At 34.2% G+C, this 20,387-nt stretch carries 11 protein-coding genes; 5 read left to right on the top strand and 6 right to left on the bottom strand.

The window, feature by feature from the left end; genetic code table 11:
- Position 1: 1 nt before the first annotated feature.
- Positions 2–2,908 carry a TonB-dependent receptor gene (locus ACVCXO_RS17415; protein WP_452230868.1) on the bottom strand — a complete coding sequence of 969 codons (2,907 nt, stop codon included), beginning with the start codon at positions 2,906–2,908 and terminating at the stop codon, positions 2–4.
- Between the two features lie 265 nt (positions 2,909–3,173).
- Complete coding sequence (locus tag ACVCXO_RS17410; protein ID WP_452230867.1) at positions 3,174–5,798, bottom strand: TonB-dependent receptor; 2,625 nt, start codon at positions 5,796–5,798, stop codon at positions 3,174–3,176.
- Positions 5,799–5,988: 190 nt separating this feature from the next.
- Here ACVCXO_RS17410 and aspS point away from each other — a divergent pair, with 190 nt between their 5' ends.
- From aspS to ACVCXO_RS17395, 3 genes are read left to right on the top strand one after another with little or no spacing between them, the layout of a single operon-like run.
- On the top strand, positions 5,989–7,743 hold the full coding sequence (gene aspS / locus ACVCXO_RS17405; RefSeq protein ID WP_452230866.1) for an aspartate--tRNA ligase: 1,755 nt from the start codon (positions 5,989–5,991) through the stop codon (positions 7,741–7,743).
- A gap of 45 nt (positions 7,744–7,788) precedes the next feature.
- Positions 7,789–9,579, top strand: a complete 1,791-nt coding sequence (locus tag ACVCXO_RS17400) for a chloride channel protein (RefSeq protein ID WP_452230865.1) — start codon at positions 7,789–7,791, stop codon at positions 9,577–9,579.
- Between the two features lie 51 nt (positions 9,580–9,630).
- The gene (locus ACVCXO_RS17395) at positions 9,631–9,870 is read left to right on the top strand and encodes a hypothetical protein (RefSeq protein WP_452230864.1); all 240 of its coding nucleotides are present in this window, start codon (positions 9,631–9,633) and stop codon (positions 9,868–9,870) included.
- Positions 9,871–10,090: 220 nt separating this feature from the next.
- Here the strand turns inward: ACVCXO_RS17395 and ACVCXO_RS17390 are convergent, their stop codons facing one another.
- Entirely contained in the window at positions 10,091–10,540 is a 450-nt protein-coding gene (locus ACVCXO_RS17390) for a nucleoside deaminase (RefSeq protein WP_452231170.1), read from the bottom strand.
- A gap of 93 nt (positions 10,541–10,633) precedes the next feature.
- On the opposite strand from ACVCXO_RS17390, the gene dxs reads away from it, so the two are divergent.
- Positions 10,634–12,400 (top strand): 1-deoxy-D-xylulose-5-phosphate synthase, encoded by a 1,767-nt coding sequence (gene dxs / locus ACVCXO_RS17385; RefSeq protein WP_452230863.1) that lies wholly within the window; start codon positions 10,634–10,636, stop codon positions 12,398–12,400.
- On the opposite strand, the gene ACVCXO_RS17380 is transcribed toward dxs, so the two are convergent.
- From ACVCXO_RS17380 to ACVCXO_RS17370, 3 genes are all read right to left on the bottom strand, one after another.
- On the bottom strand, positions 12,397–12,525 hold the full coding sequence (locus tag ACVCXO_RS17380; protein ID WP_452230862.1) for a hypothetical protein: 129 nt from the start codon (positions 12,523–12,525) through the stop codon (positions 12,397–12,399). The genes dxs and ACVCXO_RS17380 overlap by 4 nt on opposite strands.
- Positions 12,526–12,752: 227 nt before the next feature.
- Positions 12,753–15,983: a PA domain-containing protein gene (locus tag ACVCXO_RS17375; RefSeq protein ID WP_452230861.1), complete on the bottom strand. Its 3,231-nt coding sequence runs from the start codon at positions 15,981–15,983 to the stop codon at positions 12,753–12,755.
- 59 nt (positions 15,984–16,042) lie between these two features.
- Positions 16,043–17,389, bottom strand: a complete 1,347-nt coding sequence (locus ACVCXO_RS17370) for a deoxyguanosinetriphosphate triphosphohydrolase (protein WP_452230860.1) — start codon at positions 17,387–17,389, stop codon at positions 16,043–16,045.
- Between the two features lie 178 nt (positions 17,390–17,567).
- Here ACVCXO_RS17370 and ACVCXO_RS17365 point away from each other — a divergent pair, with 178 nt between their 5' ends.
- Positions 17,568–20,381: a TonB-dependent receptor domain-containing protein gene (locus ACVCXO_RS17365; protein ID WP_452230859.1), complete on the top strand. Its 2,814-nt coding sequence runs from the start codon at positions 17,568–17,570 to the stop codon at positions 20,379–20,381.
- Positions 20,382–20,387: the final 6 nt, after the last annotated feature.

Here is a 20,387-nt window from a genome sequence, read left to right as displayed (position 1 = left end):
TTTATTTTAAAGTGAAAGTTAATCTAGCAAACACATAACGACCATTAAATCCGAATTGCGAAGTTCTTCTAGAGAAAATAAATTGATCTCCATACTGAGAACCTTCAAAAGGCACTTCGTCTGGGTATATATCAAATAGATTATTAGCTCCTGCTGTAACTCTTAAATTATCCATTAAGCTATAAGAAGCTGTTAAATCGGTTACAATTTTAGCACCATATTCTACAGGTGTTGCAGTGCCTCTAAAGTCTGGATCATTTACGGAACCAAAGTATACATTACGAAGCATCAAACTCCATTTTTCACGCTTGTACGTATTGGTTAAGTTTACTTTAGTGCTTGGCATCGCATCTTCAATATACCCTTTTAAGGTTTCGTCTAAAATTTCTTCACCAAGAATCTCTCTTACATTTTTTACTTCCACTTTTCTAAAAGTAGCAGAAAGATTATTTGTTAAATTCCCTTCCCCTAAAGACATATTATGAGCAATTACAATATCTACCCCTTTATTATCTAAATCAAATCCATTGGTAAAAAACTTAGCTGCAGTCGCTGCTGCATTATCAAATGCTTGTTGTGATTCGTCATTTTCATCAATAACACCATCGTTATTATCATCAATTGGGCTGTAACTTTTTGTTAAACCGACTCTATCTTCTACGTTTACGATATAACCATCGATTGTGAATTTTAAACCTAAGTCTGGTAATTTCGCTGTAAAACCTAAACTGAAATTTTTAGAAGTTTCCTCCTTTAAGCTAGGTATTTCTAACAACTGTGCTAACCTACTATTATTAGAAAAAGTACCTTGTTCAATTGGTATTCCTCCAACAAACTGTGTTGCTGTAGCATTAAAATAAATCTGATGTAAATCTGGTGCTCTAAAACCGGTACTATATGCAGCTCTTACTGCAAAATTATCGGAAAACTTATATTTAGAGGCTAGTTTCCAGTTAAAGGTATCTCCAAAGTCATTATAATTTTCATATCTAAAAGCGGTACTTATTAAAAATGCCTCACTAATATCTGCTTCTAAATCTAAATAACCAGCATAACTATTTCTGTTTTGATTTACTTCATTTTCTGGTCTATATCCTGGAAAAACTTGCGCTCCACCTGGAACAACATTTCCAAAATAACTAGTTACTAAATCTGCATCTGGTGTAGCTCCTGTTACAATTTGACCATTTTGATCATAGCTTGCCCAAGAAGCCTCTTCACCTGCTATTTCTTGATAATTCTCTACTCTATATTCCGCACCAAAAGCAACGTTAAATCCGGAAAAAGTATCTTCATAAAATTTAGAAAGATCTAAATTAGTAGTGTTTTGAGCAAAAGAAAAACCTCCTGCTTCAAACTCTCTAGGAGATGCTGTACCTAAAGTTGCATTCACGGTGTTTTCAATCGTAAAATCGAAACTATTTGTTCCATAGGTATTAGAAAAATCTATATCCCAATCCCCAATTTTACCTTTAATTCCTGCAGCAAAAGACTTATCTATAATTTTAGATGCAATATGTGGTAAAAAACCGTTTGGTAAAGCTTCTTGATTCCCTCTACCATCGGTATACGCAGGTCTTCTATAAAACCCAGCTCCTAAACCATCTCTAAAACTAATACCACCAAAAGAATAAAATGTAGCCCCATTATCATCTAATGGTAACTCCATATTCATCATAAACTTTCCACCACGCAATTTAGATTGCCCAACTTTCATTCTAAAATCATCCCGAGTAAGACCTCTTTGTGCTAATTCATATTCGGATATTGGAGCAGGATTAGATGTATCACCACTAAAAGTAGCACCATCGGATGCGATTATATCTAAATAAGAATCTCCATTTGCAATACCTTGATCATAAACCGCTTGTAAAGAAGGATCTAAGCCTGCAACATAATTTGCTAACGCACTAGGATTCATATTATAGGCTTCATCATAACCTAAATTTCTAGCAGCAATATCAAACATTGTATAAATTGGTTGTCCCATAGAACCACTTCTATTGGTAGCTCCTCTATTTTCTAAAGAACCTGTAAAATTGATATAACCACCATTTTTACCCAAATCTACACCGTAGTTCGCATCTATTTGAAATTTTTCACCATCTACACCACCTTCGTCGTATTGCTCGGCGTGTTGACTAAAATTTGCTCCAGTATTCACATTTAAAGTTAATTCATTGGTAGCTTTTTTCAATACAATATTAATTACACCAGCAATAGCGTCGGATCCATATTGTGCCGCGGCACCATCACGCAATACTTCTATTTTAGAAATTGCTGAAGAAGGAATAGAATTCATATCGGTACCTACTGTACCAGTACCAACAGTACCATTTACATTCACTAAAGAAGATTTATGACGTCTTTTTCCATTAATTAATACTAATACTTGATCTGGACCTAAACCTCTTAACGAAGCAGGATCCACATGATCTGTTCCATCGGAAACTGTTTGTGCATTAGATGTAAATGAAGGCGCAACATAATTTAAAATTTCATTAACTGTTGTTTGCGCTCCAAGCGATGCTATTTCCTGAACATCTATAACATCAATTGGCACAGGAGAATCTAAAACAGTTCTTCCTGCTCGTCTTGATCCAACCAATACAACTTCATCTAAAGCAACTCCAGAGACTAAAGTAACATTCATCACATTTCCTGTTACAATAACTTCTTTCTCATCATAACCTACATAAGAAAACAATAATGTAGCACCATTGTTAGCTTCTATGGAGTAATTTCCATCAAAATCTGTTGTGGTTCCTGTTGTGGTTCCTTTAACAATAACCGAAGCTCCTGGGATTGGCCCAGTATCATCCGAAACATTTCCGGTAATTTGCTGTTGTGCAATGATTTGAGAAGCTCCAAAAAAAAGCATCATTGCCATTAGGTAGTTTTTAATCATAATTTTTGTTTTTATTAGTTCTTACTAAGTAACAACAAAAAATGCTAATTATTTAAATAATTTTCAATTTAAAATACTATTATTTATAAAATGTCTTTATTTTTTGTTAAAAAAACACGCATTTAAACGAATAAATAAAAACTTCATTTAATATAAAAATTACCAAACGTATACATATCAAAAAACCAGAGAAGCGAACTTCTCTGGTTTTATTTTTATTCAAATCTGTCCTTATTATTTTAAGACAGTGATCTATATAAAAAGATTAGAATTTAAAATTCAATCCACCACTAATAGTTGTTCCATTAGTACCAAATTGATTTACTTCCCAAGGATATTTAAATCTACCACCAAGATCTGTAACAACATCTCCTCCTGTTTCTATTTCATCTGGATATACATCTAATAAGTTGGTAACAGATAAAGAGGCAGAAAGACGATCGCTAAATGCATAACCAAAAATTAAATCAGTAATTACTTTCCCTGCAAATGTTTGATCTTTATCAGTATCTGTAGCATGTTGCCAAGTTACTTTACCAAAATAGGTGTTATTTAATGCAAAATTCCATTTATTCAATTCATAATCAAAACCTAATAACACTTTAGTTTTAGGTCTAGAAGAAAGGATTCTAGCTTGCTCTTTTCTATTAAAGATATCATATCCATTAGCTTCCAGTAAAGCTGGAGTATCAATCTTACCATCAATATCCGTATTATTAAAATTAGCTGCTAATGTTGCTGATAATTTACCATTACCTATTTCCATATTTCTATAATTAGCTACTAAATCGACTCCTGTAGTATTTGTATTCACTGCATTAACAAAGAATTTTAAACTTGTAATCGAATTATCTATCAATATCTGTTCTACAGGATTGATGGTTGAACCATCTGAATCAAAACCAATTTCATTTGTAAATAATACTCTATTATCTACTTTCACATTGTAAAAATCTAATGAAAGAGATAAATTATTTAAAGGCTTAAAAGTAATTCCTGCAGAAATATTTTTAGAAGTTTCTGCTGTTAATTGCGGCACACCTAAACCATTTCTAATTATAGGGTCTACATTATTAAAAGTACCTTGATTAGAAATAGAACCACCAGAAACTAGCGTTTGTACATTACTCAAATAAATTTGATGTAATGAAGGCGCTCTAAATCCTGTACCATAAGATGCTCTTATAGCTCCTTTTTCTCCTAAAGAATAACGACCATTCACTTTCCATGACGTATTATCTCCAAAATCACTAAAGTCCTCATAACGAACAGCACCACCTATTAAAAGTTTTTCAGTTGGTTCCCAGTCTAAAGCTCCATAAACACCATAATTATCTCTTGTTGCATTTACAGCATTACTTGGTTGTAATCCAGGAAAAGATTGTGCTCCTCCACCTCCTGAAGGATTATAATAAGATGCTGCATCTCCTGCCTTAGCAGTAAAACGTTCTCCTTTTACTTCAGCACCAAAAGAAACTACAAACTTTCCAATTTCTCTACTTAAGTCTAAATTAGCAAGTGTATTACTAAAAGTATATGCACCAACATCAAAAGACGTAGGGCTATTAGCTCCTAAATCTACATTTAACGTATTACCAACCTCATAATTCACAGCGTTTCTTCCATAAGTTCCACTTAAATCTACTTTAAATCCAAGTAAATCCCATTTAAATCCTGCAGTAAAATTATTATCTCTAATATCTGTTTCAAATGTAGGCTGAAAACCTTGATATTCTGTTCCTGCCTCATGTAATAAATTATGTGGATCTGTAACCCAATAAGGTGTACGGTACAATGCAAAACTTTTCCCTGTTCTGTATGTCAACCCTCCAAAAGTATAAAACTCGGCTCCTTTGTTTCCTATAGGAACTCCAGCATTAACAAAAATATCCATAATTTTAGATTCTGGTTGTCCCACATTCATTCCTAAATCTGGATTCTCAGCTAACCAAGCTCCAAACATGGGATCATCTGCTCCAACACCGAATAAATCATCTTTTCCTGGCGTACCAGCACGATTCGTTTTTTCTTGCTCGTAGTAACCAAGCGTGAAGTTTAAATAACTTCCTTCTACTCCTAAACCAATAGAAGTATTTAAGTCCACTCCAAAATTAAAACCATCTCCTTCTGTAGTTACTCCTGCTTTTGCACTAACTGTAGTAAACTCAACATCTTTTTTTAAGACCATGTTTATTACTCCAGCAATGGCATCCGAACCATATTGTGCAGATGCTCCATCTCTTAAAACCTCGATACGCTCAATAGCTGCAGCTGGCACACTTTTTAAATCTACACCAACTTCTCCTTTACCAGGCGTATCATTAATATACACTAAAGCACTTTGATTTTTACGTTTACCATTAATCAAAACTAAGGTTCTACTTGGACCTAATCCACGTAAATCTGCTGGATCAAAATGTGCAGTACCATCAGAAATGGATTGCGTTGTAGAATTAAAAGAAGGTACTTTATACGTTAACATCTTATCTACTGTAGGTTGCCCTGTATTCTTTAACTCTGCAACACCAATATTATCTATTGGCACAGGCGAATCTAGAATAGATCTTGGTTTTGCCCTATTTCCTACAAGAATAACTTCATCTAACGAAACTCCAGATTGCAGCGTTATATTCATAACACGACCACTAACCGTAGCTTCTTGTTCTTCATAACCAACATAAGAATATATTAAAATATCCCCATTATTGGCATCAATGGTATAATTACCATCAAAATCTGTAGTTGTACCATTTGCGGTTCCCTTTACAACAACAGAGGCTCCAGGTATTGGCCCAGAATCATCCGAAACGCTCCCTGTTACTTGTTGTGCACTCATAAAATGTGAAGTCCCTAATAATAGAAACAACACCATAAAGAAGTTTTTTACCATAAGTTTAGATTTATATTGTTTAAACAAAAAAACAACAAAATTGTTAAATATTTAAATTTTTATCCCTTTTTATGAATATATAATAACAAAAAACCAATATAATCCTAGCTGCACACTATTAAAATTAGTTCTTACAATACCAATTAAAGTCACAATATAAATGTTAAATTTGCACTTCAAATAAAATTTTATGTACAGAAGTCATAATTGTGGTGAGTTAAATGCATCACATATAAATACAGAAGTAACTCTTGCAGGTTGGGTTCAAAAATCGAGAGACAAAGGATTTATTGCTTGGGTAGATTTACGAGATAGATACGGAATAACGCAATTGGTGTTTGATGAAGAGCGCACCTCTAAAGCAATGTTAGAGCAAGCACAAAAATTAGGTCGTGAGTTTGTTATTCAAGTGAAAGGAACCGTAATAGAGCGCGCATCTAAAAATCCAAAAATGCCTACTGGAGACATTGAGATTTTAGTTTCTGAGTTAAATATTTTAAATGAAGCTTTAGTTCCTCCGTTTACTATTGAAGATGAAACCGATGGAGGTGAAGAACTACGTATGAAATATCGTTATTTAGATATACGACGTAATCCCGTAAAGAACAATCTAATTTTTAGAGCGAAAGTAACGCAAGCAGTACGTAACTTTTTATCTAACGAAGGATTTATAGAAGTAGAAACTCCGTACTTAATAAAATCTACTCCAGAAGGTGCTCGTGATTTTGTGGTGCCAAGCAGAATGAATGCAGGGCAGTTTTACGCACTTCCACAATCGCCTCAAACCTTTAAGCAACTGCTTATGATTGGTGGCATGGATAAGTACTTCCAAATTGTAAAATGTTTTAGAGACGAAGACTTACGTGCAGATAGACAACCAGAATTCACACAGATAGATTGCGAAATGGCTTTTATTGACCAAGAAGACATTTTAAATGTTTTTGAAGGATTAACACGTCATTTATTAAAAGAAGTAAACGGTGTTGAAATAGAGAAATTCCCAAGAATTCTTTACGATGATGCAATGCGTTTATACGGAAACGATAAACCAGACATTCGTTTCGGAATGGAATTTGGCGAGCTTAACGCAGTAGCCCAACATAAAGAATTTGGTGTTTTTAATAGCGCTGAATTAGTAGTCGGTATTGCTGTTCCTGGCGGAAACACTTATACAAGAAAAGAAATAGATAAAATTATTGATTGGGTAAAGCGCCCACAAGTTGGTGCTTTAGGAATGATTTATTCTAGATGTAACGACGATGGAACATTCAAATCTTCTGTAGATAAATTTTACAACCAAGAAGATTTAGCAAAATGGGCCGAAATTACAGGAGCAAAACCTGGAGACCTTGTTTGTGTATTATCTGGAGACACAAACAAAGTAAGAGCACAATTAAGCGCTTTACGTATGGAGTTAGCAACTCGTTTAGGTTTACGGGACCCAAAAGTATTTGCTCCACTTTGGGTACTAGATTTCCCATTATTAGAACTAGATGAAGAAACGGGCCATTACCATGCAATGCATCATCCATTTACATCTCCAAAACCTGGACAAATAGAATTATTAGATACCAATCCTGGAGAAGTAAAAGCCAATGCATACGATTTGGTTTTAAACGGAAACGAAATTGGAGGTGGATCGATTAGAATTCACGACAAGAAAACACAAGCCATCATGTTGAAGCATTTAGGCTTTTCGGAAAAAGAAGCAAAAGCACAATTTGGCTTTTTAATGGATGCCTTTGAATATGGCGCTCCTCCTCATGGCGGACTTGCTTTTGGATTAGACAGATTGGTTGCCATTTTAGGCGGTCAAGAAACTATTAGAGATTTTATAGCGTTCCCGAAAAACAATTCTGGTCGCGATGTCATGATAGACGCTCCTGCTCCAATTGATGATGATCAACTAACAGAATTAAGTTTAAAACTAAACTTAAAATCATAAATTAAAAATCCTGCTTTTTGCAGGATTTTTTAGTAGTTTTAAATTATGCCAAAACAACAGCCATTATTTAAACGTTTTTTGATTTGGAGAGCTAAACACATCTCTCACAAACAATTTGTTTATTTATTAAGTATTATTGTTGGTTTTACATCCGGAATTGGGGCTGTAGTATTAAAAAACTTAACCCATTTAATTCAGCATTTTCTAGAAGGTAATTTAATAAAACATTACCATCAGGCATTCTATTTTTTATTTCCAATTCTGGGATTCACATTAGTTCATTTCATAATAAAGTATGTGATACGAAATAAGGTTAGCCATGGTATTCCATCTACCCTTTATTCTATTTCCAAACGCAAAGGAATCATTAAGCGATTTCAAATGTTTGGTTCCATTTTAACAGCCCCAATTACCATTGGTTTTGGTGGTTCTGTTGGTTTAGAAGGTCCAACGGTAGCTACAGGTGCTGCCATAGGTTCAAACATTTCTAGAATGTTTCACATGAACCAAACCACTAGAAACCTCCTAATTGGTTGTGCTGCGGCTGGAGCCATGTCTTCTATTTTTAAAGCACCCATAGCTGCTATTATTTTTGCTATAGAAGTCTTTAGTTTAGATTTAACATTAGCATCCATGTTACCGCTTTTACTTGCATCGCTTTCTGCAATCTTAACTTCCTATTTTTTCTTAGGAAATGATGTTTTATTACCTTTCAAAATTGAAGATCCATTTATACTTTCTCAAGCGCCATTTTACGCTATTTTAGGTATAACAGCGGCCATAACCTCTATTTATTTTACTAGTATTTACGAAAGGGTTCAAAAAGTGTTTGATAAGATTGACTCACCCATAAAAAGAGTACTTTTTGGAGGAACACTAATTGGTATTTTGGTCTATTTAATTCCTCCTCTTTATGGGGAAGGTTTTAATATTATAAATAACCTTATTGCAGGGCATCCCGAAAAAGCACTTCAAAATAATTTATTCGATCTAGACTTATCGAATATTTGGATTATTGTAGCCTTATTAGCTGGTTTAGTGTTTTTCAAAATATTCGCTAGTGCTTTAACTTTTGGCGCTGGAGGTGTTGGAGGCATTTTTGCTCCAACCCTTTTTATGGGTAGTATTATGGGAAACTGTATTGCTAAAATAATTAATAACTGCGGACTAGTAAGCACTCCGGTATCGGAAAGTAATTTTACACTTGTTGGTATGGCAGGTTTATTAGCAGGGGTTTTGCACGCACCATTAACTGCTATTTTCTTAATTGCCGAATTAACTGGTGGTTATGATTTGTTTATACCTTTAATGATTACAGCAGCAATTTCGTATGGTATTACTACATATTTCAATCCGCATTCCGTATACACCATGGAATTAGGTAGAAAAGGCGAATTAATTACACACGATAAAGACCATGCTGTTTTAACTTTAATGGATATTAATAAAGTCATTGAAACCAATTTTATTACCATAACTACAACCATGACTTTAGGCGATATTGTGCATAAAGCAGTTGTAAAATCCAACCGAAACATTTTCCCTGTTGTCGGCGAAGAAGACGGCATGTTAAAAGGAATCATCCTACTAGATGATATAAGACCAATAATGTTTGACCAATCTCTTTACAAAGAAGTATTTGCAAATGAAGTCATGCAGAAACCACCAGAAATTATTGATATGGATAACGATAAAATGACAGATATTATGAAAAAGTTCCAGGACAGTAGTGCTTGGAATCTCCCTGTTGTAAAAAACAAAGTCTATATTGGTTTTATTTCAAAATCAAAACTACTCACTGCATATAGACGTCAATTAATTAACTTTACTAAATAACACCCAAGTGCATACGTAAAGCTTTTCCTATAAAAACTACAAAATAGACACATGAAATACTTTTTATACCTTTTATTTTTCGCCTGTATTTCTAGCATTATTGCTGGTTATTTTTTAGAAGTAGACTATTCTCAAAAACTAATTGGATTCGGTGTTTTGGGTCTTTTCTTGCTTTTCTTTCCGTTATTCACCTATCACACTTGGAAAAACAAAGACATCAAAGATTATATGCTTACCAAAGAGAATTTAGATAAAATGCGTAAACGCGAAGGAGATAAGCGAAAGCTATAATTTGGGCATTTCCCTTTTCCGTAAAAACTACAAAGCGTCGCGCTATCCACTATATCTTTTCTGCGAAGCAGTCTCTAACTGGATTTGAGATCTCTTTTTACTTCAGAGAAGCCTAAAAATTTATAATTTATTATTCAAAGCTTCTTGAAAAGGATGCCGTTTCTATCGCTAATGCACGTGCCAAAAAAGTTTCGTCATAAAGAAAAAGCAGTAGCATTCATTAATTTAAATTGCGCTTTTCAATAAAAAAACGTTTCATAATGGCGGAAGCTTCTTCTGCTAAAACACCACCTTCTATTATTGTTTTAGGATGCAATTTTGTTCCCATTACACCACAACCTCTGTGATCATCTGTTGCACCATACACAATTTTTGAAATCTGACTCCAATACAAAGCGCCCGCACACATTTGGCAAGGCTCTAACGTAACATACAACGTACAATTTTTAAGATATTTTCCTCCTAAAAAATTAGCAGCAGCAGTAATCGCTTGCATTTCTGCATGCGCAGTGACATCGTTTAGCAATTCGGTTAAATTATGCGCTCTTGCAATAATTCGATCTTCTACAACAATAACGGCGCCAACGGGAACTTCTCCTTTTTCTAAAGCAGCTTCCGCTTCTTGCAGGGCTTTCTTCATAAAATACGTAGCATCAAAAGGTGTAATCATAGCCATAATTTCAAGAATTAATAATTACCGTAAAAGTACAATTTCAAATGATATTAGTATTAGTATCATTTTCAAATATTACATTTGTATTCCATGAATAAGATGCTAGACCATATAAATTACCCAAAAGATTTGCGCCTTTTAAAGCAAGAGCAATTACCTGTACTCGCTAAAGAATTACGGGACTTTATAATTCATATGGTTGCTACCAAAGAAGGGCATTTAGGTGCAAGCCTTGGTGTTGTAGAACTTACTATTGCTTTGCATTATGTATTTAACACTCCCGAAGACTTATTGGTTTGGGATGTTGGCCATCAAGCTTACGTACACAAATTACTAACGGGTAGAAAAAATGTTTTTGATACCAACAGACAACTTGGTGGCATTTCTGGTTTTCCAAAACGCGAAGAAAGCGAATATGATACTTTTGGTGTTGGTCATTCTTCCACATCTATTTCTGCAGCTTTAGGAATGGCTTTAGTTTCGCAATTAAAAGGAGATATAGACAAACAGCACATCGCTGTTATTGGCGACGCTTCTATTGCTAGCGGAATGGCTTTTGAAGGCTTAAATCACGCCGGAGTTACTAATGCGAACTTGTTAGTTATTTTAAACGATAACGCTATTGGCATCGACCCAAGCGTTGGTGCATTAAAGTTATATTTAACCAATGTTAAAAAAGGAACACAAAAGCAAGATAATATATTTGAAGCCTTAAATTTTAATTATTCCGGACCAATAGACGGTCATGATTTACCCGCATTAACTCTAGAACTAGAACGACTTAAAAAAGTAAAAGGTCCAAAATTCTTACACGTAATTACCACAAAAGGAAAAGGCTTAAAACAAGCAGAAGAAGACCAAGTAAAATACCACGCCCCCGGAAAATTTAATGCAGTAACCGGAGATTTATATGAAAAAATCGACCAAATACAACCTCCAAAATTTCAAGATGTTTTTGGACATACGATAGTAGAACTCGCTAGAAAAAACGAAAAAATAATGGGCATCACTCCTGCAATGCCCACAGGAAGTTCGTTAAAATTTATGATGCAAGAGTTTCCTGATCGCGCTTTAGATGTTGGTATAGCAGAACAACATGCAGTAACACTAGCTGCAGGAATGGCAACGCAAGGTTATATTCCCTTTTGCAATATCTATTCTACTTTTTTACAACGCGCTTATGATCAAGTAATACATGATGTCGCTTTGCAAAAACTACCTGTAGTATTCTGTTTAGATCGCGCAGGTTTGGTTGGTGAAGATGGTGCAACACATCATGGTGTTTTTGACTTGGCATATTTAAGATGTATACCAAACCTTATTATTTTTGCACCAAGAAACGAAATAGAGTTACGCAACATCCTATACACCGCGCAACAAGGTTTAGATTTACCTATTGCGATTCGTTATCCCAGAGGAAGAGGCCAAATACTAGATTGGAAACAACCCTTTTCTGAAATCGAGATTGGTAAAAGCATTTGTTTAAAAGAAGGAAAAGATATAGCGCTTTTAAGCGTAGGCACCATGGCAACTAATGCAAAAGAAGCCATTAACTTAGTGGATAAGGAAATGGATGTTGCACATTACGATATGCGTTTTATTAAACCTATAGACGAAGCTCAATTACATACCATATGTAATACCTATAAAAATATTATAACCATAGAAGATGGCGCCGTAAAAGGAGGTTTTGGAAGTGCCGTTTTAGAGTTTGCAGCAAAAAACAACTACAAAAATAATATAACGGTATTAGGAATTCCAGATATATTTATGGAACAAGGAAACACAATAGAACTACAAAGTTTAGCAGCATTAAACGCGGAAAGTATAGCCGACAAAATAAAAGCGACACGTTAATCTGTAACGTAGTATTGATCATTTTCTACATCTGAAGCATTCGCACTGGAAACTTCATTAATAACCAATAAACATGCAAAAGTCACAAAAAATATGACTATTGCTCCTAGTAGGTTTTTTCTCATGATATAATTTTTAGTATTGTTCCAAGAAACAATTTTATTAAATATCTCTGCAATAGAATAGTAAACTTAATAAAAATATCGATTAAATACAATTTTTACCCGCAAAATACCTGTTTACACATTGTTTGAATAGAAAAAGTAAGGTTATGACTACCTTAATAAAAGTTTATTATACAAAAAATGCCACTTAAAAAGTGGCATTTTTTTATTTAATAATGTGTCTATTATTATTTCTTAATAACTAATTTTTCTGAATGAGTGAAATTAGCACCTTGAATTTTCAATACATACATTCCTGTAGCTAGATTATTAGCTTCAATTGTAGACTGTTGGTTTAAAGATAACTCAGATGAGAATACTTTTCTACCATTCATATCAAATATAGTAGCTAAAGCTTTACCATAATCTTGAGATACTTTAATATTTATAGTACCGTTTGAAGGGTTAGGATAAATACTAAATGCATTCGCTGTATTTTCGTCAATACTTAAAGCATCTGGAGTAAATTGTCCAGAGAAAATACCACGACCATGTGTTGCAGCAAAGACCATATTATCATCTCTTAAATCAAGATCTAATACTTTCACATCACTCATACCGTTAAAAGCCTGAGTCCATGTAGGTGATGTACTAGAAAAATTGCTAGTATACCAAACACCCAATTCTGTACCAATAAGTACTTCTTCTAAATTTAAAGGATTCTGTAAAATTGCTTTAACTGGTAAATCTGGTAAGTTACCATCTTTTTCCTCCCAAGTAGTACCAGCATCTCCTGAATACCAAACATTGTTCACACCATAATTATGTACAGTAACAAACATTTCATCTTCCGACTGTCCGAATTCTACATCCGAAATACTACCAACTATTCTTCTTTGGTCTAAATTTGTCCAAGTAGGTGTAGCTGTATTTGCATTTTCAATTAAAAGAACATCCCCTAAAAGAGTACCCACTAACAACTTAGATGATGTTAAAGTATAAGGCGAAACAGTAAACGCTGTAGGTCTTGTAGTCAACTTATCTGCATCCGTTAAATCAAAACTAGTTAAAGTTCCTTGAGATTTAATACCAGAATACCTTTTAATAATCATATCTGTATCAGAATAATTAGAATATAAAATATCTAAATTAGAATCTAATGCTTGTGGATTAATAAATGAACCATTACTAGCCGTTTCATTATTAATAGTAACATTTGGGCCGTCAAAATTATAAAGATTCACACCACTATTATAAACATAGTTTCTAATGAAGTATCTATCTGCTCCATCTTGATCAAAAAACGTGTATGCTCCATCACCTCCATAAGCCTCTGTTGCACTATCTGTTCCAGTTGGATCCGCGTTTTGAAAAAGTTGTGTACCATTATCTTGTAAACCACCTGCAAAATAATCTCCTGATGGGAAAGCCTCCGTTGGCCCAACTCCTACCGTATAAAATTGCGATGTTACAAAACCATTATTTCTATCCTGAATAGTTGTACCACCATCTGCAGAGTAATACACACCACCATCATTTCCAAATAAAACTTTATTAGAATCACCAGGTGCAAAAACTGCTGCATGTTGATCTGCGTGCACTTCTTGTTCACCAAAACCACCATACCAATGCGAAATTTGAGTCCATGCTGCTGTTGCTGTAGCACCACTTACTGCATTAGTACTTTTAAATAAATCTATTCCTCCTGCATATAAAATATTATCATTGTTAGGATCGATAGTTAACATTAAATCATAAAACGCTTGTCCTCTTGTAAAATCCGTTGCTGCAATGTCTGGATCTGCATCACTAGGCACTTTTTTAGTTTGCGTTAAAAATGAAAGACTAAAACCATTTGGTGAATATTTAATAGATACTCCTCCAGCAGCTAGCTCTGTTAAAACATATATCTTACCTGCATTTTGTTTAGAGGCAGCTATTTGCGTTCTTAGACCGTCTGCAAGGGTATATACTAGACTAAAAGTAGCACCATTATTTGTAGAAGAAAATACGCTTCCTCCGCCATCTCCATATAAAGAACTTGCAGTTGAAGACATAAATATCGTTCCTGCAGCATCATAGTCTAAATCATTAGGCTCATATTTATTTCCATCTGCAGTTAAAGGTAAATCTATTTCTGCCCAGTTTGCACCAGCATCTGAAGATTTATATAACCCATACGTTTCTCCACCCACAGTTGTTCCTGCATTAGATGAACTGTATACCGCTTCACCTGCTGCTACATAAATATCTGAAGTACCAGCATTATCAACAACAATAATATCATTAATATGCTGTATTCCAGGAACTACCGTTGCTGTAAAAGTTCCTGAAGCAGGAGTTAAAGAAACACTTAATGTACCTGCAATTACGGCACCCTCTAATAGATCTCCATTTTCTTTAGAAATCATTACGGAAGGGATTGTAATTGTAGCATCTGTACCTCCCATTGGGATAGGTTCTCCAGAAACATTATTCATCATAATAGCAGCTATTGCTCCAGCATCTTGTGCTGCTTTTACTTTTTGAACAAAAGAACAGTTACCTCTACGAATTAAAGCAATCTTACCTGTCATATCTAAAGTAGATGGTCCACATCCTTCTGTAGTTTCTGTTGAAACTGTATTGTCAGGATTTGTAAAAGGAACTGTACTATTTGATAAAATAGCATCTGCCGTTATTACAGCATCAATTACTGGCCCAAAATTAGTAGTTGGAAAAGATTGATAATCTCCAGCAATACTTCCTGGTGCGTTTACCGTAATACTAGAAGCAGAAACAAAATAGCTATCTCCAGTGCTACCACCAAATATTTGAGCCCAAGTAGTTCCTCCATCTGTAGATTGCCAAACACCATCTCCGTTTACCGCACCATCCGTATGACCTACATAAGATTCTCCTGTACCGACATATATAATCTGAGGATTAATTGGATCTGCTTTAATCACAGAAACTGTTAAATTTTCTGGAATATCTAATCTTTCCCATACAGTACTTGCACTAGATATATTAGAGTTTTTCCATAAACCTCCACTTACACCTCCAGCAAACACAGTATTGTTAGATGCATCATTTGGATCAAACATAAGACCTCTTGTTCTACCACCTACATTATTAGGTCCACGAGAAATCCAACCGTTATCCATTGCATCACCAGGAACTCTTTGTGCAGAAAAATCATTTCTTCTTTGTTCTATAAGTTCTTTTTGTAATTGCGCAACTTTTTCTGGAGTTGGTCTTCCCAACTCTGGATTCATAGTTAACTCCCACATTTCCTCATTGTACTTATTAGGAGTTAATCTGTGTTCTTTTCTTTCCTTCTTACTTAACTTAAGCTGTTCTGTAAAAGGGCTTTTTGCTAAATTTTCAGCATGTAATTCTTTTAATTTCGCCGTGTCTTTTTTTGATTCTTGATTCGAATTACATCCAACCAAAACGAAAACAAAAAAAACACTTAATAAATAGGTAATCTTTTTCATAGTTTATTTTTTATAGTAGAGTAGCAAATATAACAAAACTAGAGAGATATAAAAAAATCTTATATGTTAAAGGTTAAACCCTTGATTTTCTTATATCCCATAATGGCTTTGCTATCGGAAAGCAGGGAAACATAGTTACAAACACTCAACAATCTCAAGTATAAATTGTCTTCCATTATATTAATTGTCTTAGGCAGCCTTTTAAGCACCAGTTTATCGTAATTCGTTGGCGTTTCATTATAATTATTATTAATCGCCTTAGTATAAACACTTAATAATGTATTTAAAACTTGGTAACCTGAAATCTCTTTATCTATGACTTCTTTAGATTGGTATACATTATCGACACTTATTTTAATAATATCATTTATTTGTGCTTCGTATTTACTTTTATCTAACAAAGCGATCTTAAATTCATCTTTTAATATCGCTTCTTCATTAGCAATAAAAATAGCTACAGCTTCATTAATAAGCGTATTAATTGCCAAGGCTCTTAAATAACTAACTCTATCTTGCGTATTACTTAGTTGGTGGTATTTTTTGGTATTTATGGTTTCTCTAACCAAATTAATTAAATACTCTAAAGCGTACTCTTCTTGAATTAAGCCTAAATTTATTCCATCTTCAAAATCAATAATAGTATAACAAATATCATCTGCTGCTTCCACTAAAAAAGCTAATGGATGACGTGAAAAACTAACATCTGTTTTACTTCTACTAATTAAGCCAAGCTCATTTGCTACATCTAAAAACGCTTCTTTTTCACTTTGAAAAAAGCCATACTTTTTATCTGCAATATGCTTCGTTGGTTTTTTAGGTAGTGACTCTTTGGGGTATTTCATAAAAGCACCAAGCGTTGCATAACTTAAACGCAAACCTCCTTGACGACCTTCTCTATTTTCGGTAACTATTTTAAAACCGTTTGCATTTCCTTCAAAATCACATAAATCTTGATATTCTTTTGCCGAAAGCTGTTCCTTATATTGTTTACCTTCTCCTGTTTTAAAAAACTCTCCAATAGCTTTCTCTCCAGAATGTCCAAATGGCGGATTCCCTATATCATGCGCAAGTGCTGCAGATGCCACTATAGCACCAAAGTCATTTGCTTGGTAGCCATGAATATTCTGTAAATGCGGATATTTTTCTAGCAACCTCTTCCCTACTTGCCTACCTAAAGACCTCGCTACTACACTAACCTCTAAACTATGTGTTAAGCGTGTGTGCACAAAATCGGTTTGCGACAGTGGTATTACCTGTGTTTTATCCTGAAGACTTCTAAACTCTGAAGAAAATATTACCCGATCGTAATCCACTTCAAAGCCCAAACGTGTTTCATCTTGTTCTTTTCTTAACCTTTTATTAGTGTCGCCAAAGCGCTTTAAAGAGAGTAATTGTTCCCAGTTCATCTTATATATTTATTCTTTTGCAAGATACATTTTTAGTGTTAAGAAATTATTTCCAAATAAAAATAATATGCAAATCGCATAACATTAAGCTAACTGTTTTATTACGCTTGTTTAACCTGTGGTTAACACGAACTTTACATAGTTGGAGTTTCTTTGCCTCAAGAAATTAAAACAAGTAATGAGAAAATTTTTATTAGCATTAGCACTATTTACTTCTTTAGCAACCTTTGCACAATCTACAGGCTCTTTAGTAGGAAAATTAATAGATAAGGAATATAGCAATGAGCCTCTTCCTTTTGCAAACGTAATCATTAAAGGTACATCTACAGGAACAACGTCTGACATGGATGGTCTTTATGCTTTAAATGATTTAGCAACTGGAAGCTACACCATTGTTTACAGTTTTGTTGGTTACGAAACACAGGAGATAGCAGTAGAAATTATTGCAGGTAAAGTTACTAACGTAGATGTAACTATGGGAGCAAGCGCTGCTTCTTTAGATGAAGTTGTAATAACAACTACTACAAAAAGGGAAAGCGAGACCGCCTTATTACTAGAACAAAAAAAGGCCGTAGAAATTAAACAAAGTATTGGAGCCGAAGAACTTTCTAGAAAAGGAGTTAGCAATGCTGCTGGCGCTGTTGCAAAAATTTCTGGAGTTTCTAAACAAGAAGGATCTAGTAATGTTTACGTTCGTGGTTTAGGAGATCGATATTTAAACACCACAATGAATGGTTTATCCCTTCCGTCTAACGATGTGAATAAAAAGAATATCGATTTGAATCTTTTTTCTTCAGACGTTATAGAAAACGTATCTATTAGTAAAGCGTATTCCTCTAAATACTACGGAGACTTTTCTGCTGGTAATGTCGATATTAGTTCGAAAGACTATAAAGGAAACGGTTTCTTTGATGCTTATGTTACTACCGGATTTAATACCAATGCAATCGATAAAGATTTTGTAAGAAGTGAAGGAACTGGTTATTTTGGATACTATGGAAGATATGACCATAATCCTTTCGCTGTAGTTTTATCGCATGGTGTGGATCCTGAAAATGCTGGTACACCAATGAATATTGGTTATGGTGCTTCCGCAGGAAAGTCTTTCACTTTTAAAAACGACTCTAGATTAAGTGTTTTTGCCACGGCTTCTTTTGAAAACGCTTACGAATACAGAAAAGGATCTGCTGTAGATTACACTTTAACAGAAAAGAAAGCTTTTATAGATAATGCCGAAGAATACGAATATGGTACTACTACCACCGCAATGGCATCTATTAATTACAAAATAGATAGCGACAATAGCATTAAATACAATTCTCTATTTATAAACAACTCTTCTGACAAAGTTGGCTATTTTGGTATTGACGGAAAAGGCAGAAGTCGGGACGCTATTTTAAATACAGACGAAGGTTTTTACCAAATGAATGTACAGTTTGACCAAACACAAATGTATGTGAACCAACTATTAGGAGAACATACTTCTGGGAAATTCGATGTAGATTGGGGATTTGGTTACAACTACGTATTCTCTAAACAACCGGACAGAAAACGTGTAAGTGTAGAAAACTATCATTTAGCATTAGATAATGATATTAATACAAACCCTGCTTTTTATAGTAATGTGGTTTTTGATAACCAACGTTATTTTCAAAATATTGAAGATAATGAATACAACGGAAGAATCAACCTTGCATACAATGCCAATGACAATGTAAAAATTAATATTGGTTATAACGGAAGAAGCAAAGAAAGAACGTTCAACAACATTCGTTACGGATATGACATTTTAGACTCTGGTTATGGTATTACCGATGTCAATAATTTGGATGGTGTATTCACGCTAGACAACTTAAACATCAACGATGGCGATAATGGTATTTACGAAATACAGGTAATTAACCCAATTCCAACGGTATCTAATGTAAACAGACCAGGATTATATGAAAACACATACACCGGAAACCTTAATGTTTATGCTGGTTATGTAGATGCTGAAATTAAATCTGGCGAAAAATGGCTATTTGTTCCTGGTGTACGTTTAGAGTCTTTTGAACAAAAAATAGCGTTTAATGTTATTAACTTAGGGAACTTAGGAGATAGCGAAATAACCTCTAAAGAAACCTTTGTACTTCCTACGCTAAATGTAAAATATGCATTAACAGAAGATGCAAACCTTCGTTTTTCTGCTAGTCAGACCGTTTCTATTCCTGAATTTAAAGAAGTTGCTCCTTTTGTTTACGAAGATATTTCTACTAGAATTGGTGGTAATCCAGATTTATTAGACAAAGGATATTCAAAAATCTTAAATATCGATTTAAAATACGAATGGTTTTTCAGCAAAAACGAAATATTATCTGTAGCTGCTTTCACCAAAGAAATTAAAGACCCTGTAAACTTAGTTGTTGGTGCAGATGCAACTGGTACACAACGTTATTTTAGAACTGGAGACAAAGCAAATGTATATGGTTTAGAAGTAGAAATAAGAAAAAACCTGATTACAGATCAAGACGAAGAAACCAAACTTTCTGCTGGATTTAATGCAACGTACATGCACACCACACAAGATTTATATAGCTCTATTGATGGTGCGTTCTACGATGTTAGCTTTCAAGAAAGCAAAGAAGAACTACAAGGAGCTTCCCCATTAATACTGAATGCAGATATTAATTATTCTCCAACTTTTGGAAACTACAAACCAACAGCAAACTTAGTATTCTCTTATTTCTCAAATAGAATAGATGCTTTAGGCTCTGGACAATTAGGAAATGTTATTGAAAAAGGCGTTCCAACTTTAGACTTCATCTGGAAAAACAAAATAAATGACAAGCTGGAAATTAACCTAAGTGCCAAAAATCTTTTAAATGCAAACATCGATTATTACAGAGAAACAACATTAGGTAATATTTCTGTAAACTCTGCAAATGGTAAAGGCGTAACAGACTACCAAAGAGGAATGGATCTTGGGTTACAACTTAAATATAAATTTTAAACACAA

The organism is Lacinutrix sp. MEBiC02404, assembly GCF_053601575.1.
Note: the sequence above shows the minus strand (reverse complement) of the source record. Positions and strands in the feature narration are given on the sequence as shown.

Excerpts from the sequence above, each read along its gene's own strand:
- ACVCXO_RS17410 (WP_452230867.1), bottom strand. The coding sequence starts at position 5,798 with ATGGTAAAAAACTTCTTTATGGTGTTGTTTCTATTATTAGGGACTTCA.
- ACVCXO_RS17365 (WP_452230859.1), top strand. The coding sequence starts at position 17,568 with ATGAGAAAATTTTTATTAGCATTAGCACTATTTACTTCTTTAGCAACC.
- ACVCXO_RS17390 (WP_452231170.1), bottom strand. The coding sequence starts at position 10,540 with ATGATTACACCTTTTGATGCTACGTATTTTATGAAGAAAGCCCTGCAA.
- dxs (WP_452230863.1), top strand. The coding sequence starts at position 10,634 with ATGAATAAGATGCTAGACCATATAAATTACCCAAAAGATTTGCGCCTT.
- ACVCXO_RS17400 (WP_452230865.1), top strand. The coding sequence starts at position 7,789 with ATGCCAAAACAACAGCCATTATTTAAACGTTTTTTGATTTGGAGAGCT.
- aspS (WP_452230866.1), top strand. The coding sequence starts at position 5,989 with ATGTACAGAAGTCATAATTGTGGTGAGTTAAATGCATCACATATAAAT.
- ACVCXO_RS17370 (WP_452230860.1), bottom strand. The coding sequence starts at position 17,389 with ATGAACTGGGAACAATTACTCTCTTTAAAGCGCTTTGGCGACACTAAT.
- ACVCXO_RS17395 (WP_452230864.1), top strand. The coding sequence starts at position 9,631 with ATGAAATACTTTTTATACCTTTTATTTTTCGCCTGTATTTCTAGCATT.
- ACVCXO_RS17415 (WP_452230868.1), bottom strand. The coding sequence starts at position 2,908 with ATGATTAAAAACTACCTAATGGCAATGATGCTTTTTTTTGGAGCTTCT.
- ACVCXO_RS17375 (WP_452230861.1), bottom strand. The coding sequence starts at position 15,983 with ATGAAAAAGATTACCTATTTATTAAGTGTTTTTTTTGTTTTCGTTTTG.
- ACVCXO_RS17380 (WP_452230862.1), bottom strand. The coding sequence starts at position 12,525 with ATGAGAAAAAACCTACTAGGAGCAATAGTCATATTTTTTGTGACTTTT.